13 protein-coding genes are annotated in these 15,649 nt (G+C 68.6%); 8 read left to right on the top strand and 5 right to left on the bottom strand.

All coding sequences use genetic code 11. From position 1 onward, the window contains the following. Positions 1 to 91 precede the first annotated feature (91 nt). Both EXE59_RS04990 and EXE59_RS04985 read right to left on the bottom strand, forming a co-directional pair. A complete protein-coding gene (locus EXE59_RS04990) occupies positions 92 to 1,354 on the bottom strand; it encodes an HNH endonuclease signature motif containing protein (protein ID WP_168218410.1) in 1,263 nt (420 codons plus the stop codon). A 224-nt stretch (positions 1,355 to 1,578) separates the two neighbouring features. Next, a complete protein-coding gene (locus tag EXE59_RS04985; protein WP_168218409.1) occupies positions 1,579 to 4,533 on the bottom strand; it encodes an ATP-binding protein in 2,955 nt (984 codons plus the stop codon). Between the two features lie 252 nt (positions 4,534 to 4,785). Here EXE59_RS04985 and EXE59_RS04980 point away from each other — a divergent pair, with 252 nt between their 5' ends. The 3 genes from EXE59_RS04980 to EXE59_RS04970 all read left to right on the top strand — a co-directional run bounded on the left by EXE59_RS04980 (position 4,786) and on the right by EXE59_RS04970 (position 7,956). Then, complete coding sequence (locus tag EXE59_RS04980) at positions 4,786 to 5,361, top strand: cold shock and DUF1294 domain-containing protein (protein WP_135837909.1); 576 nt, start codon at positions 4,786 to 4,788, stop codon at positions 5,359 to 5,361. A 249-nt stretch (positions 5,362 to 5,610) separates the two neighbouring features. Further along, on the top strand, positions 5,611 to 6,537 hold the full coding sequence (locus EXE59_RS04975; protein ID WP_135837908.1) for a DMT family transporter: 927 nt from the start codon (positions 5,611 to 5,613) through the stop codon (positions 6,535 to 6,537). A 177-nt stretch (positions 6,538 to 6,714) separates the two neighbouring features. Beyond that, positions 6,715 to 7,956, top strand: a complete 1,242-nt coding sequence (locus EXE59_RS04970) for an IS256 family transposase (protein WP_135837907.1) — start codon at positions 6,715 to 6,717, stop codon at positions 7,954 to 7,956. 242 nt (positions 7,957 to 8,198) lie between these two features. On the opposite strand, the gene EXE59_RS04965 is transcribed toward EXE59_RS04970, so the two are convergent. Both EXE59_RS04965 and EXE59_RS04960 read right to left on the bottom strand, forming a co-directional pair. Further along, the gene (locus EXE59_RS04965; RefSeq protein ID WP_135837906.1) at positions 8,199 to 9,296 is read right to left on the bottom strand and encodes a M48 family metalloprotease; all 1,098 of its coding nucleotides are present in this window, start codon (positions 9,294 to 9,296) and stop codon (positions 8,199 to 8,201) included. Continuing rightward, a complete protein-coding gene (locus tag EXE59_RS04960; protein ID WP_168218408.1) occupies positions 9,289 to 9,939 on the bottom strand; it encodes a hypothetical protein in 651 nt (216 codons plus the stop codon). The genes EXE59_RS04965 and EXE59_RS04960 overlap by 8 nt, the downstream gene beginning before the upstream one ends. Before the next feature lie 1,084 nt (positions 9,940 to 11,023). Between EXE59_RS04960 and EXE59_RS04955 the strand changes: the two genes are divergently transcribed. From EXE59_RS04955 to EXE59_RS04935, 5 genes are all read left to right on the top strand, one after another. Beyond that, a complete protein-coding gene (locus EXE59_RS04955) occupies positions 11,024 to 11,386 on the top strand; it encodes a hypothetical protein (protein WP_135837904.1) in 363 nt (120 codons plus the stop codon). A gap of 65 nt (positions 11,387 to 11,451) precedes the next feature. Then, positions 11,452 to 11,745 (top strand): virulence factor, encoded by a 294-nt coding sequence (locus EXE59_RS04950; RefSeq protein ID WP_135837903.1) that lies wholly within the window; start codon positions 11,452 to 11,454, stop codon positions 11,743 to 11,745. Continuing rightward, the gene (locus tag EXE59_RS04945) at positions 11,742 to 12,647 is read left to right on the top strand and encodes a homocysteine S-methyltransferase family protein (RefSeq protein ID WP_135837902.1); all 906 of its coding nucleotides are present in this window, start codon (positions 11,742 to 11,744) and stop codon (positions 12,645 to 12,647) included. Before EXE59_RS04950 ends, EXE59_RS04945 begins: the two co-directional genes overlap by 4 nt. Before the next feature lie 9 nt (positions 12,648 to 12,656). Then, positions 12,657 to 13,106 (top strand): VOC family protein, encoded by a 450-nt coding sequence (locus EXE59_RS04940; protein WP_135837901.1) that lies wholly within the window; start codon positions 12,657 to 12,659, stop codon positions 13,104 to 13,106. A gap of 47 nt (positions 13,107 to 13,153) precedes the next feature. Continuing rightward, positions 13,154 to 14,011 carry an NmrA/HSCARG family protein gene (locus tag EXE59_RS04935; RefSeq protein ID WP_168218407.1) on the top strand — a complete coding sequence of 286 codons (858 nt, stop codon included), beginning with the start codon at positions 13,154 to 13,156 and terminating at the stop codon, positions 14,009 to 14,011. Positions 14,012 to 14,044: 33 nt separating this feature from the next. Here the strand turns inward: EXE59_RS04935 and EXE59_RS04930 are convergent, their stop codons facing one another. Beyond that, the gene (locus EXE59_RS04930) at positions 14,045 to 15,622 is read right to left on the bottom strand and encodes a peroxidase family protein (RefSeq protein WP_135837900.1); all 1,578 of its coding nucleotides are present in this window, start codon (positions 15,620 to 15,622) and stop codon (positions 14,045 to 14,047) included. Between the last annotated feature and the right edge of the window lie 27 nt (positions 15,623 to 15,649).

Genomic DNA, 15,649 nt, shown 5'->3' with positions numbered 1-15,649 from the left:
GCCTGCGGAGCCCGGCCGCCCCAGGGGTGAGGCGAGGCCTCTCAGGTTAGTCGGGGCGAGGGGAGCCGGCATCCACGATCGGCGGCGTCCCTCACGTCCGCCTGGTGAAGCGGACCTTGCCGTGCTTGTCGAGGTGGTGCTGGAAGGCGGGATCGTGGATGCGTCGGTGGTGCGGAGGACAGAGCAGCCGCCCCTTCGTGACGCTCGTCCGTCCTCCCCGCGACCACGGCACCTCGTCGTGGTGGGCCTCGGTCATGCCCGGTGGGGCGTCGCAGCCGTCGGCGGTGCAGCCCCCGTCCCGGATCCCCATCGCGATGCGCTGGGCCTCGGTGTGGAACCGTCGCCTGCGTCCGACGTCGAGGGGGACGCTCGGCCCGCCCAGCACCACCGGAATGATCCCCGCGCGGCAGGCCAGCCGACGCGCCTCGCCGGCGCTGATCCGCCCGCCGGTGTCGAGCGACGCGGCCTTGAGCCCGCCGAGCAGCGCCTCGAGCTCCATCGTCACGACCACGGTGGCAGCGAGGCCACCTGCCGTGGGCACCGACTGGCGGGGACGAGTCTCGATGTAGTCCACGAGTGCGAGCCCCATCCGGTGCCGGCCGAGCCGAGCAGCGCCCGCGTCGGAGCCGTCCTCGGCGTGGGTGGACGCGTCGACCCTCCGCGCGGCGCGCGCCTTGAGGTCCTTGGCGAGCATCGCCCCGTGCAGGGAGGGGATGGTGAACCGGCCGTGGCACGACCCGTGGCCGTCGTCGACCATGGTGAAGGACGCTGCCGCCAGGGCGTCTGCTTCCTCGGCCTCCAGCCGACGTGCCTCTTCGACGTCCGCGGCAACCGGGTCGACCACCTCGAGCACGCGACGGCCCAGGACGCGGAGCGCCTTCGCGTCGTGCTCACCGGTCTTGCCCAGCAGGAACCGGGTCGCCGCCTCGGGCACCCAGTCGGCGACCGTCTGGGGGAGGTCGTCGACCGACTCGACGACCACTCTCGCCTGGTCGGTCCGCACGTCGCCGGCGACCAACGCCTGGGAGACCTCCGCGTGGTCCTCCAGTGACCGGGCCAGCCGTGCCGTGCGGTGAGCCTCCGCACGGGAGGTGCGCGTGACGTGCGACCACCAGTTGACCGTCGATGTCGCACCCGTGTCGAGGCCCGCACCCACCGCCTCGGCCTGCCGCAGCACGCGCATCAGCAAGGCATCGAGCTGACCGCGTGCCCGCGTCAGCGACACCAGCGCGTCCTCCGCGTCCTGAGTCGACATCGACCACAGCGGGCGCTCCCCCAAGGCCGCAAGGTCGGCCTCCAGGGACTTCGCGAAGGCCACCAGATGGTGGTCGTCGAAGTGCGGGATCGCTGTCATGAAGGCACTCTTCCAGAGGGCACCGACAGTCACCCCGGACATTGGGTTTGGACTGGCGGGAGTGCTCCACAGGCTTCGATGGTCGGCGAGGTACGGGCTGCGGGGCGACGCCCAGTTCGCCGCGATGGCGCCGACGTTCACCCGGCTGTAGTGGACCTCGCTGATGCCGGGCGCGGGCGCGCCGTCGTCCGCACCGCAAACGAGGGCACGGATCTCTCGCCAGATCACTCGGGGGAGTTCAGCGATTCTTGTGCGATCCCAGCCGCGGTCTTCGTGATGGCGTCGAGCAGTGGTACGTGCTCGCGGGCGTCCCTGGCTGCACGCTTGAGCAGCTTGGTCGCGACAGTGCCCTGACCTTCCTGTAGGGCCACCTGTGCAGCTTGCCACCAGCAGTAGGCGGCGTCGTGAGGCCGGGACAGCGCATCCCATGCGTCTCCAGACGCGACCCAACGGGCGACGGTCCCTGCGCCACTCAAGCGCGCTATCTCCGCTGTCCACTGGGCGGATAGCGCTCGAGCATAGGCGGCTGGTATCCGCCGGTCCCCGCGCTCGCGTCCCCCTTGGTCGGTGGGAAGCCGAGCGGCGAGTGTCACGAGCGTGTCCAGATAGTGCCGTCCGAGCGGCGACTCCGGCGCCGTAGCCTCGGCTGCCCCGCGTGCCGCAACGAGAAGGGCTGGGCGCGTGAGGTTGGCCGGGGTCCCTTCCACCATGGCATCGAGTGCAGGAAGGAGCATCGCGACGGCTTTGTCCGGCTCCCCGCTCCAGAGGTGAACAGTTGCGACGTCGCTGAGGAACTCCAGGTCGTCGCCGACGACTCGGTCACCGAAGCCGTCCATTAGTGAGGTGGCCCGAGCCCGCGCAAGATCGACATGACCGCGCAGGCAATCGAGCATCGCGCGATCCAGGTGGAGCGGCCACCGGTCGATGTCGACTGGTCCCTCGGACGCGAGATCGACCAAGCTGGCCGCCTCGGCGACGCGACCTTGGCGGATCCGTGCTCTTACGACGTTAGAGCGGACGAGCAGGACGTGGTAGCTCTCGATCTTCCAACGCTCGGCGACCTCCAGTGCGGGTCGCCCGGCCAGCTCGACATCATCGGCGCTGCTCCCCGTCTGCAACAACACGTCGGTGAGCAGTACGGCCTGCCGGATGTCGCCCTCGGGATCGGAGCCGGCTGGGACAAGGGAAGCCGCCCGGCGCATCGTTCGCATCGCCTGTTCCTGGAAGCCCTCCACACCTTCGTGCCAGGCCACCCAGCTCAGAGCGGTCCGCTGCGCCCGGGCGTCCCCGACCCGTTCGCCCACCCGCGCCGCCAACCGGGCGACGTCTCCGGCCTCGACGTATCGACCGGTCGCTTGCAGCAGGGCCTCCTTCCGGAGAAGTGCATGGACCATCCCGACGTCCACCGGCAGGGCCTCATAAGCCGCGATGGCCTCCTCGATGACCGCCAGCCCCACCTCGGGCCCCTCGCGTTGCCCTCGATAGTCGGCGGCTCGACGAAGGAGATGGGCGCGGGTGAGCGGGTCGACGGCGCCCAAGCGGTCCCCGGACTCGTCACTCATCTGCGCGGCTCGGTCGAACTGCAGCGAGACCCGCAGGGCATCCATCGCCGCCAGGTACGCCTCGGCACGCGTGACGGGCGGTGTACCGGCGGTCGCGCGATCAGAGGGCCAGATTTGCAGGGCCCGGAGCCACTGCTCGGCCTCCCCGGCGACCGCGTACCTCTCCGCCGACGACCGCGCGGCGGCGATTCGCCACGCGATCTCTCGACCCGGTTCTGCCGCGCCTTCCCAGTGAGTGGCGACCTCGGCCGGTGAGGCGTCCGGTTCAGCGCCGAGCACCCCGGCGAGAGCGCGGTGCACCTGACGCGCTTCGCCCGCCACGAGTCGTCGGCGGGTTGCCTCGGCGAGAAGCGGGTGCGCCAGCTCCGCGGCGCCGAGACGGGTCGTACGAACCAGGCGACGACCGTGTAGCTCGTGCAGCTCACCGACGAGACGCTCGTGCGGTAGCCCGGTGACTGCGACGAGCACGTCGGCTGTCAGCGACCGGTCGGCCACACCCAGCGCGCGCGTGATGGACCAGGCTGCCTGGGAGATACCGGCGAATCTCTGGTCGAGGAGGTCGCGAAGGAGCCGCGGAAGCGGCGCGTCGTCCTCGAGGTGCGCTGCCAGCTGCTCGGTGAAGAGAGGTTGTCCCCCTGTGCGGCTGTGCACACGGGCTGCCAGGTCATCGCGAAGGTCCACACCGAGAAGGCTCAGCTGTTCACGGGTCTCGCCCTCGGAAAGTGGCAACAGCTCGATTTGTCTCACCTTCGACAACCGCGTCATCCGTGCGAACCACTCGACGTGCCCGGCGTCCGTGGTGACGTCCTCGACGCGCCACGTGCCGACCACGGCGAGTCGCTGCGGGGTGGTCAGCAGGTGTTCGAGGAGGTCCAGGGTGCCGGTGTCGGCCCAGTGGAGATCCTCCACAAGCAGTCCGAGCGGATGGCTCGAGGCAAGAGACCGCAGAAGTGACGCGATGGAGACGAAAAGGCGCTGCCGTCCAGTGGTGTCGCGCTGCCGGATGGGCTCGGCTGCCGCGGCGAGCTTGGGCAGGAGTTCGGCAAGGGCACTGCCCACATAGCCGGGACAGCCGGCCACGGCCTCGTCGAGCCACCGCCCGTCGTCGCTGTCCAGGATGCAGCGCAATGCGTCCACGATCGGCAGCATCGGCACTTCGGTGGACAGTGGAAGGCAGTGGCCGCGGGCGACAAAGCAGTCAACGTCGGCGCTCGCGGACTCGACGAGAGCCGTCTTGCCCATGCCGGCCTCGCCGGTGACGAGGAGCAGCCCGTTGCCGGCCTCGAGGTGGCGGTGCACGGCGGCCAGCTCGGTGCGTCGCCCGGCGATCCGCGGCTCATGGTGGCTGGCATGCCCCGCCGGGGCCGAGGCGCTCAGCCAGAGCGCGTGGAAGGCGGTGGTGTCCCCGTCCATCGCCTCGACGAGGAGCTCCAGCGTGCCCCACCTCGGGAGGATCGGCGCCGAGAAGACCTTGGAGACGGTGGTGTGCGAGACGCCTGTCTCAGCGGCAAGGGTACGGAGGGACGGCCAGCCTGCACGGTGATGCAGGTCGTGGAGCGCGGCGACCAGGTCACGATGCGCGCCGCTGGGCAAGTCCGGGCGAGGAAGCGCGCTCACAGGACCTCCGATCGCGGCGACGAACAGGACCCGAGACCACCTCTCAGAATCCTCCAGACCTCTCCCAACTGTCCACGCCTCTTCGCGCGGACCCTGGAGCTGGAGAGCGACGCTCCGCCGCGTCGGACTGTGCTTCTCGAGTTCGCCCCCTCGCGAATGCGAACGACGCATAATGCCGATCACCTGTACTCGTCACCTGAGCCAAGGAGCCGATCGCGTGACTGCTGACGACGTCGTCGGGCGCCAGAGGGGTTGCTGGCGGATTGGAATGACGACCGAGGCTTCGGCTTCATCACGCCGGCTGCTGGAGGCGCCCGCGTGTTCGCGCACGTGAGTGCGTTTCCTGGTGGTCGGCGGCCAGTCGCCGGGTGCGAGGTCACCTACGCCGAGCTTCGAGACGAGCGGAACCGGGCGCGCGCATCTGATGTGCGATACGTCGGCGCCGTATCGGCCAGCCGTGCAGGCGCGCCTGGAGTGCCCACGGCGCTCGCCGCCGCGGCGCTGTTCTTCACCTTCCTATTGGGCCTTCTCGTGCTGGACGAGCTGCCAGTCACGCTGCTGAGTGTGTACGGCCTGTTCAGCGCAGTTGCGTTCCTGATGTATCGCGCCGACAAGTCCGCAGCGGAACAGGGCAGGTGGCGCACGTCGGAGTCCACCCTCCACACGCTCGCCGTCATTGGTGGTTGGCCGGGTGCGCTGGTCGCGCAGCAGGTCTTCCGACACAAGACGACCAAGCAACCGTTCCGCACCATCTTCTGGTTCACGGTCATTGCCAACTGCGTCGCACTCGCATGGTTCGTGCACGAGGCACCTCTGGCGCTGCCCTGACGAGTCAGTTACCGGAGTTGCCGAGCTGAGGGCTGGCTTGGGGCGCGTGTGAAGGCGAGTGTCGACCCCCGCTGTCGAGACGTACGATGGTCGCCATGGGCGGGTCTGCGATGGCTGGACGGCGCTGTCGACTGCCCTCGTATGACTGCTGTGACGACGAGTGTCGAGCGGACTGAGAGCTGACGTATCTCCGCGCGTCAGCCGAGCACTCGAGCCCATCCACTCGTCTCTCTGACCGGAGTCACAGCCGTGCCCGTCTCGCCGTCGTACCGTCATGTCCTTCTGCTGGTTGCCGCCACTGCCTGCTGGGGGTGCGGCACCGTGCTGAGCAAACATGTTCTCGATCGTGGCGTCGCGCCACTGACCTTGCTTGCCGTTGAGCTCGCCGCCAGCGCTCTCCTCTTGCTGCTTGCCATGCTGCTGCTCCGGGTGCGGCTGAACTCGTCACCAGCCATGGTCACGCTCGCCCTTCTTGGCGTCCTCAACCCCGGTTTGGCTTACGCCCTCGGCCTGCTGGGGTTGGTGAGCATCACGGCCAGCATGTCGGTGTTGTTGTGGGCCACCGAACCGATCCTGATCATGCTGCTCGCAGTCCTCGTGTTGCGAGAGCGGATCGCACTGGCCACAACGGCAGCGGTGGCCACGGCACTGGTCGGGGTACTGCTGGTGATCTACCGCCCGAGAGCATCTGGGGATGTCATGGGTGTGGCGTTGACCGTGGCCGCGGTCTCGGCCTGCGCGTTCTATGCGGTGCTCACCCGCAGGCTGCTCCTCGACGACAGTTCCCTGGCCGTGGTCCTTGTGCAGCAGGTCGCCGCCCTGTGTTTCGCCATCGTTGTTGCCGGTATCGCATCGGTGATTGGCGCCGCTGACCTCGACCTGCCGGATGATGTGGCGACGTGGGCACTCGCGGCAGCGTCCGGGATGGTCTACTACGGCTTCGCGTTCTGGTTCTTCGTGGGCGGCCTCAGGGGTGTACCCGCCTCGGTCGCAGGGAGCTTCCTGCCTCTGATCCCGGTTTTTGGGCTTGCCGCGGGACATCTGCTTGGCGACCGTCTCATCGAGCGCCAGTGGGTCGGCGCTGTCCTGGTGATCGTGGCCGCTGGAGCTGCTGCGATCCGGCACCTCTCCCCTCCTTCGGGCGACACTGGGGAACCCTCGGTCTCCGGCACGTAGCAGCACATGTGAACCGAGCCGATGCGCGTTGCGACGCGTGCTGTTGGTCCCGCACTGACAAGTTGAGTCCAGCAGAGTGGTGTATGACGTGGTGACGGCCCTGGCATAGACGCTGGCGCGGTCACCGCGTGATTCTTCGAGGAATCTCCTACAACCCACTCGAAGAGAGGCACAGCGATGACCGCTGGTCCCAGTATCGACCCCGCCGACTTTCTGAACGAGCACCTGGCACAGGCCAGCCCTGACTTGCTCCGCGAGCTGATGCAGGGCTTCATCAACACGTTGCTCTCCGCCGATGCCGACAGCGTCTGCGGTGCCTCCTACGGCGCCCGTGACCCCGAGCGGTCCAACCGCCGCAACGGCTATCGGCACCGCGACCTCGACACCCGGATCGGCACCCTCGACGTCGCGATCCCCAAGCTGCGGGAGGGTTCCTACTTCCCCGAGTGGCTCCTCGAGCGACGCCGCCGCGCCGAAGCAGCCCTGACGTCGGTGGTCGCGACCTGCTACCTGCTCGGCGTCTCGACCCGGCGGATGGATCGACTGGTGCAGTCCTTGGGCATCACCGGGCTGTCGAAGTCCCAGGTCAGTGTGATGGCCCGGGATCTCGACGAGCTGGTCCGCGACTTCCGCGAACGCCCCCTCGACGCCGGCCCGTACACGTTCGTGGCCGCCGACGCGCTGACGATGAAGGTCCGCGAAGGTGGCCGGGTCATCAAGATCGCGGTCATGGTCGCCACCGGCGTCAACGCCGACGGGTTCCGCGAGATCCTCGGCGTCGCGACCTCGACCGCGGAGTCCGGTGCCGGCTGGAACTCCTTCTTCAAGGACCTCGTTGCCCGTGGCCTGTCCGGGGTCGCTCTGGTCACCAGCGACGCCCACGCCGGGCTGGTCGACGCCATCGGGGCGACCCTGCCTGGGGCGTCGTGGCAGCGGTGCCGTACCCACTACGCCGCGAACCTGATGTCGATCTGTCCCAAACACGCCTGGGGCGGGGTGAAGGCGATGCTGCATTCGGTGTTCGACCAGATCGACACCGACGCCGTCCACGCCCAGTACGACAAGCTCCTCGACAACACCACGCAGCTGCCCGAGGTCCACGCCCACCTCGACGCCCACCGCGACGACGTGCTCGCGTTCACCGCGTTCCCGAAGGCCGTGTGGCGCCAGATCTGGTCCAACAACCCCAACGAGCGCCTCAACCGCGAGATCCGTCGCCGTACCGACGTCGTCGGGATCTTCCCCGACCGAGGCTCGATCATCCGGCTCGTTGGAGCCGTGCTGGCCGAGCAGAACGACGAATGGGCCGACGGACGCCGCTACCTCGGACTCGACGTCCTGGCCAAGAGCCGCCTCACCCTCATCACCACCGAGCCCGAAGAGGAGGACGCCATCACCGCCGGCGCGATCAGCGCCTGACCACCATCAACGACGAATCACCGTCGTACACCACGCCAAGGGACTTGACCCACTGACATGCCTCGATCCGGGCTCTGGAGAAGGTGCGTCACTCCGGCGGTTGTGGTCCGAACTCGTGTCGCACGAACCCGCTCAAGTGTGCGAGCGGGTGACCCCCTGGCCAGCTTGTTGGTTTGGCTCAGTGTCGAAGGCGCATCCGAGACAGATCACAAGCCCTGATGTGAAGGATGATGGCAGTCCGCTCATGCGAGGAGTCGTGCACGCTCCGCCTGATCCAATCGGAGGAAATTCGGGAACTCTGGTGGAAGTACTTCCGCGAACGGCCAGCCATGGGTCTCCCAAGACCGCTGCCGGTCAACGTCGAGCGCCTCCAGTACTCCGATCGGGCTTCGCTCGAGCAGCGAGCGCAACTCGTTGGCCGCCTCCCGCTTGCGAGAGGCGATGACGTGGGTCGTCTGCTCCGCCACCTCTGTACGGAGGCGCTCAGATGCTTCCCATGCTTGACCTACAACCTCCGACAGTCCTTCATGGACCATCTGAAGCCCCTTCGCTGCATTCGCGCCGGCCATGTCTTGGGCTTGCCCCATGAGACCAAAGATGCGCTGAAGGTATGGCGGATAGTTGTACTCGATCTTCCAGGCCTTGTAGTCAACCAGATTGGCCAGCGCAGCGAGCCGATAGTCGTCGAACGCTCGAAGCAGGTATACGAAGTAGATTGGAGAGGCCAAGGCAGTCACGAGCATTTCTGGTTGCGGCCGCGACTCTACGTGCATCCGGAAGCCGAATTCATCGGCTTCCAGTTCTTGCTGCTGTGATGCCCGGAGGGTCGAGGTGTCCTCGGCGTCGGAATCCTTTTTCAATTCATCCCGGTGCTCCAGCACAATGTGCGCCAGTTCGTGGCAGATGATGAACCGATAGGCGTATTGAGCAAAGGCGGTTGCCGGCACGTGCTGGGACTTGGTCACCTTTGGAATGACGATGTGCGGTGTGCGCGCGGGCGAGGCGCACCAATCGATGGCCGAGGCGAGCTGATCTCGAGCGGCCGGCCAAGACGTTGACGGCTTCTCGCCACGGTCGTCCGCTACGAAGAAGGTCGCAGCCGCCCTGGTCAGTGCGCTGAGAGCGTTGTAAGTAGACCCGCCCATCCGTACTGTGGCCTGGCCGCCGAACCACATAGTGAAACACTTGTAGTCGTTGCCCGTGGACTTCACGATTCGTGTCTGAGGCGGAAGAAGCATGGCCTTCCGGTCCGGCGGATCGAATCCAAGTCCGTGAACGATGTTGATCAGGGCGCGCTCAAGCTGATTGGTGGGGTCGCCCGGGAGCGCGTCGTCACTCATCACACGTACTCACCGCTTCAAGCTTTACAACCTGAGTGAGTTTCACGCGCTGCGGTCCCGCGGTCTTCGAGTCGACTTGTATGACACCGTCGGCTGATTCCACCAGCGTGCCGCAGACAACTAGTCCTTGCGACGTGGTCGCCCGCACCTGATCGGAATCGGAGCCAGGACCCCACCAGGTCATCGCTACGGACCCGGCGAGCGCGGCCAAGGCGACGTAGGTCATGATCCGCGCAACGCGCAATGCCGACCGGGCATCTTCAGCCTGCGCGAGATTGATCCCCTGCGTTCCACCGATCTGGAAGAACTTGGCCCGGACCATCCGCTGTGGCACCCCGTAGGCAGCTCGCATTGCTTGGTCGGCGCCGAGCACTGCAAGGAGGGCCGAGGTAAAGAGCAGCCCGCCGGTCGTCCAAATCGCCCAAGTGTCCATGTCCGCAGTCGCAGTCGGAGCCTTGACAACGGAGAAGATGGAGACGAGCCCAAGAAGGGCAGCAAGGCCCGTGCGCCAGTTCTCGGCCATCTTGCGTACGGACTCTAACTGCTTGTCGGCCAATGACAACCACTGCCGCTCGAACTCCTCAGCAACTGCAGTGACCGGGACCAGCGGTGGCTCAAAGCGAGCAGGCGTCACGGTTCCCACACCACTCGCACGTTGTAGGACGACCCGCAACCGGCCTTTCCGCTAGGCCTCTTGCCATGGCGGTTCTGGCAGGAACACCTGAGGGGAAACGTTTCGTCTCCCCGCGATAGGTCGATCCCGAAGTCTGCAAGTTCGGCTTCTGCGCGGCGACGCTGCGCTTCGTTCATCTTGCTGGCGCCCGCGATCGTGACCAATTGTCGTCGCAAGACCGGTTGGTTATGCCCACATCGGGGACATGCGCCTGCGAAGTCGATCGCCCATGGCCGGTCATCATTCGGGAAGAAGGTGAACGTCACAGTGGATGGAGCTTTGTCGGTGTCCTCGGCCCGCACTTCTTCGGAGTAGTCAATCTCGGTATCTAACGCCTCATCCGGTGATTGCGTCATCGATTACCACGTTTCCACCGTCTTCGTGGACGGCCTGAATCGAGTTCAATGGTGAGATCCGGCGACTCCGCGAGGGGCGGATGCCCAAGGAGGAGTCATCAATGGGTCGCGAAGGTTCGCTCCGACTATATCGGCACTCGCGCCCACCCCTCACTATGTGCGCGGCGGAGGAAGCCATGCGCGGTAAGGCGGCGCAGGTGTATAGGCACAAATCGGGTACCCGCCTCCGCTCGCACGCTAACTCCGCTGCACCGTTGACGGCAATGACACCCACGCCGGCCGGGATTCCCGCGCTTCTCGGTGGGTGACCGCGTCATCAACGGCGTGAGGTGCTGTCGCAGCGAGCAGGATTGCTGCTGGTCAAGAGCGTGACCATCCCGCGCGCAGGTCCCACCGGTCCCGGGCAGGCGACGAAGGCGGCAGCACGGACCTCTTCGTTCACTCACCGGCACGCGCTCAGTTGCGAGACGAGCGCCGCGAGCACGTGCGTCAAACCGCCGCGAAGCGGCGCAGGCATCCCGTCCTGCAGCTCCTCGTGCCCCGAGAACCCGGGACCACCACACCAAGTCGCGTTCCGACCCAGGCTCGTCGGCACTCGGGCCCAGAGACCCCCGACCGGGTGACAGGTGGCACTGCCGCTGCGCCCCTGTCGGCGGGCATGGTCGAGACGTACCCCGACCAGCGACCGAGGAGGAGTCATGGCCGCAGCAATCGTGCTTCTGGTGGTCGTCGTGGTGGGCGGCAGCATCGCCCTCAGCCTCTTCCTGCGCAGCTGGGTCCGCGAGGAGTCGCGGCGCGAGGCGCACCTGAGGGACCCGCGCACGCACACCGTTGCCTTCGCGATCCCCGCGGGAGTGGATCCCGTGACCCCCGAGACCGCGCTTGCCCTGGCGGGCTTCAACTCAGGTCACGATCGCCTCGGCATGGTCGAGTGCATCCGAATCGAGTGCGACGAGTCGCAGCGTGACCGGGTGCGCAGGGTGCTGGAGGACGTCTTCAGGACCCAGTACGACGGCTCGGTGCTGCCGACAGGGCACGTCGTCTTCGAGGACGAGCGCTGAGGCGAGGACGGCCACTCGGCGGACGACCCCGCACCAGACGCGGCACCGGAACTAGGCTGCGCCAGATGGCGGAGTACCAGGTGACCCGGTGGCGCGACCTTCCCTCGATGGTGGCCGCAAGAGCCGACGAGGAGACCGTGAAGTCGCAGCTCGCGCCGCGGTTCCAGGAGGCGATCGACGAGGCTGCGATGCGGCTCGGTGACACCGGGGCCGACGACTACCTGGCGGGCTGGGAACGGTCTCCCTGGACCGAGGCCGACGGTACGCCGAGCGAGGTGCTCGACCGGGTCGCCGCCGAGCTCGACGCGCAGTGGCCGGCCGACAGGATCGCCGCCTATCTCGACGGGCTGGGCCAATGAACCGGCTCCGGGCGCTCCTGGGCGCGGGCCGTCCGGTCCTGCTCGACGGCGGCATGGGCACGCTGCTCCAGGACGGCGGCCTCGAGGCCGGTGTGCCCGGAGAGCTCTGGAACCTGGAGAACCCCGACGAGGTCCGCGCGGCGCACGCGGCGTACGCCGACGCGGGGGCGCGGCTGCTGACGACCAACTCCTTCGGGGGCACCCGCCCGCGCCTGGACCTGCACGGGCTCGGCGAGCGCGTCGGCGAGGTGAACCGGGCGGCGGCAGAGCTCGCACGGTCGGTGGCTGACGAGCACGGACTGCTCGTCGCCGGCGGCCTCGGCCCGACGGGCGAGCTGCTGGCGCCGCTCGGCACGCTGACCCCCGAGGAGGCCCAGGCGCTGTTCGCCGAGCAGCTCGCTGCGCTGGTGGAGGGCGGGATCGACCTGGTGCTGGTCGAGACGCTGAGCGACCTCGCCGAGGCCGACGCGGCCCTCGCCGCGGCGCGCGAGGTCGCGCCCGGGCTTCCGGTTGCCGTGACGATGAGCTTCGACACCAATCTGCGCACCATGATGGGCGTCCGCCCGGGCGACGCGGTGACGCACCTCGCCGCGGCTGGCGCCGACGCCGTGGGGGCCAACTGCGGGCGCGGTCCGGCGGAGATGGAGGTCATCGCCGCGGAGATGGCGCAGGCCCGGACCGACGACGTCCTCCTGGTCGCCCAGTCCAACGCCGGCCTGCCGCAGGTGGTGGGCGACCACTTCGAGTACGACGCCACCGCCGGTGACATGGCCGTGCACGCCACCCGGCTGGCCGAGCTCGGGATCGACCTGGTCGGCGGCTGCTGCGGCTCGACGCCGGCGCACGTCGCCGCCATGGGCGCCACCTTGTTCCCAGCCTCCCCGGGCACTCCTGATCGGTAACGTGCGGGCATGCCCATCACCCTCGAGAACGTCGGGATCGCCGTCCGCGACCTCGACGAGGCCATCGCCTTCTTCACCGACCTCGGGCTCACCGTCCTCGGCCGTGACACCGTCAGCGGGGAGTGGGCCGACACGGCCGTCGGCCTCGACGGCAACCATGCCGACATCGCGATGCTCCAGACGCCCGACGGCAGGGGTCGCCTCGAGCTCTTCCAGTACCTCCACCCCGACGCCATCGAGACCGAGCCCACGCGGCCCCACGAGATCGGCATGCACCGCGTGGCGTTCTCGGTCGACGACCTCGACGAGGCCCTCGAGATCGCCGTGCGGCACGGCTGCCATCCGCTGCGGGGCGTGGCGAGGTACGGGGACGCCTACCGCCTCACCTACCTCCGCGGCCCCAGCGGCATACTCGTGATGCTGGCCGAGGACCTCACCAAGGGCTCCCTCCCCAGCTGATCTCGCGGCACACTGGGAGTCGAGCGCGGCGATCGAGGAGGTGGCCCGTGGCGCGCGACGAGCTCATCGTGGTCACCGGCGCGACCGGCCGCCAGGGCGGTGCGGTCGCGCGACACCTCCTCGCCGACGGATGGCGCGTGCGCGGAGTGACGCGTACGGCGACGTCACCGGCCGCTCGCGAGCTCGCCGGTCGTGGAGTCGAGGTCGTCACTGGCGACATGGGCGACGTCGAGGCGCTGCGTCGCGCGTTCGCCGGGGCGTACGGGGTCTACAGCGTCCAGAACCCCATGATCGCCTCCGCGGAGGGCGAGGTCGCCCAGGGACGCAACGTGGCGACCGCGGCGACGGACGCCGGCGTCGCCCACCTCGTCCACGGCTCCGCCGGCCCCGGCACCCCCGGCACCGGTGTCGCGGCCTGGGACGACAAGCTCGAGGTGGTGGCGTACGCGCGCAGCCGTGGCCTGTCGCTGACCGTGCTGCGGCCGATGGCCTTCATGGAGCTGATGACCGACAAGGACCTCTACCCGGCGGTGGCGGCATGGCACCTGATGCCTCGGATCGTCGGCGAGGACAGGCCGCTGCCGTGGCTGTCCGCCGACGACCTGGGTGCGATCGCGGCGCACGTCTTCGGCGACCCGGCGACCTACGTGGGGCAGGACCTCGGTCTCGCCGCGGACGTGCGCACCCTCGCGCAGTGCCGTGCCGAGTGGCGCGCGGTCACCGGTCGCAACCCACGACGGCTCCCGATGCCGGTGTGGTTGTTCGAGCGCTTCGTCGGCCAGGACCTCACGCGCATGTGGCGCTGGCTCGCCACCCATGACGTCGAGGCCGACGTCAGCCTGACCCGGTCGCTCCTCCCGACCGCCGTCACCGTCGAGGGGTTCCTCCGGAAGCGACTCACGTAGCTGAGCCGGGCGGCGCCACGCGCCGGTCCGCCCTCACGCCGCCCCGGCGAACTTCAGCAGCTCCGCGAAGCCGAACTGACCGGTCGTGGGTGCTATCGGCGTCGTGGGTTTCCAGGCGGGATCCAGGTAGAGGTACGAGGTCGGGTCCCGCTGCAGGAGGCCGACCAGCACCTCGGCGACGATCCGCCCACCCACCGCGCCGAGGCGCTCGGCGTTGTTCGGCGGCAGCTCGGCCTCCTTGAGGACGTAGTACCAGAGCGGGGCCTCACCGCCCCATCCCGGATCGCCGGAGAGGCCGAGGGTGGCGTTGCTGAGCACCGGCTCCCTCATCGCGCGGGCGACCTGCTGACCCGACGGGAGCCCGACGTGCTTGCCGCGCAACGTGTTGCGCACGGCCAGGTGGACCGTCGGGTCAGGTGGCGGGACGACGGAGCCGGGCAGGGTGGTCAGCGGGAGCGAGAGCCGGGTGTCGAGCCGGCGCGGCTTCCGGGCCGGGAAGGTGGGGTCGACCGGGAGGATGTACTTCCACTCGATGACCAGGTCCGCAGGCACGGGCCGTCCGCCGTTGAGGTTGAAGCCGCCGTCCTCGCCGAAGACGGGCACGCCGCCGCGGTCCAGCGACGCCTGGTTGATGACGTAGAAGGGCCGGATGAGGCTGTGGCCGAACCGGTAGGCGGCGACGGCGAACTCGACCGGCATGAACGGTCGGCCGTCCTTGTTGGTGGGCCGGTAGTACTTCAGGTTGATGACCGGCGGCTTGCCGGCGACCTCCTTGTAGACAGTCCCGGCGGGGCCCACGAGGGCGTCGCCGACGATGCGCGGGAGGAAGTCGTGGATCACCGCCCACTGGTAGTGCCAGCGGACCAGTCGCCGCGCGGCCTCGAACACCCACTCGCGCCGCACGCCCTGCGAGCGCTCGTGGTCGACGACCCGGTTGTGGAACCGCGCGATCGCCTGGTGGAGCTGGACGACGATCAGGTTCTCGTCGTTGCGGAGCTCCGGGATGATCGCGCGACCGGCGGCGTCGCGCGGCACGTCCAGCACGCCGTGGACGTTGGGCGTCACGAGCAGCTTGTCGGGGTCCGTCGGGTCGTAGAACTGCGGGTCGCCGGCGGGACCTCGCCCGTACACCGAGTCGAGGTCGTAGCGCGGGGTGCGGAAGTTGGTGGTGGCGTAGGGGTCCGCCTCCTGCTGGTCGAGCGGGGTGTTGTCGAAGGTGATGTCGTGGTCGATGAACTGCCCGATGAACGTGAAGCCCGCGAAGAGCCGCTGACTGGTGTTGAGGAGGCTGTCGTCCGGGACCGTCTGGTCCTCGACCATCGTCCGGGCGAGGCCGTCGAGCAGCGCGTCGCTGGGCGCGTACACCGGCAGCTTCTTGAACATCAGGCCGAAGCGCCCCTCGGCGAGACGGTTCTGGGTCGTGAGGTAGAGGCCGCGCGGCTCGGTCCCGTGGACGGCCCCGGTCCCCGCCGCCGCGAGGGTCGCGGCACGAGCTGCCGTGCGCATCCGGCCCACGATCGCCCCGGCCGAGATCCCGGCCGCGCCGGCCAGCACGGCGCGTCTCCCGAAGTGCCCGAGCGGGCCGGTCGCGTGTCGTCTCGTACGACTCATCACTGTGCCTCCTTCCGGCCCGGGCCG

It is taken from the genome of Nocardioides eburneiflavus (assembly GCF_004785795.1).
GTDB classification, from domain to species: Bacteria; Actinomycetota; Actinomycetes; order Propionibacteriales; family Nocardioidaceae; genus Nocardioides; species Nocardioides eburneiflavus.
The sequence above is the reverse complement of the archived record's forward strand: the minus strand, read 5'-3'. Positions and strand labels throughout refer to the sequence as shown.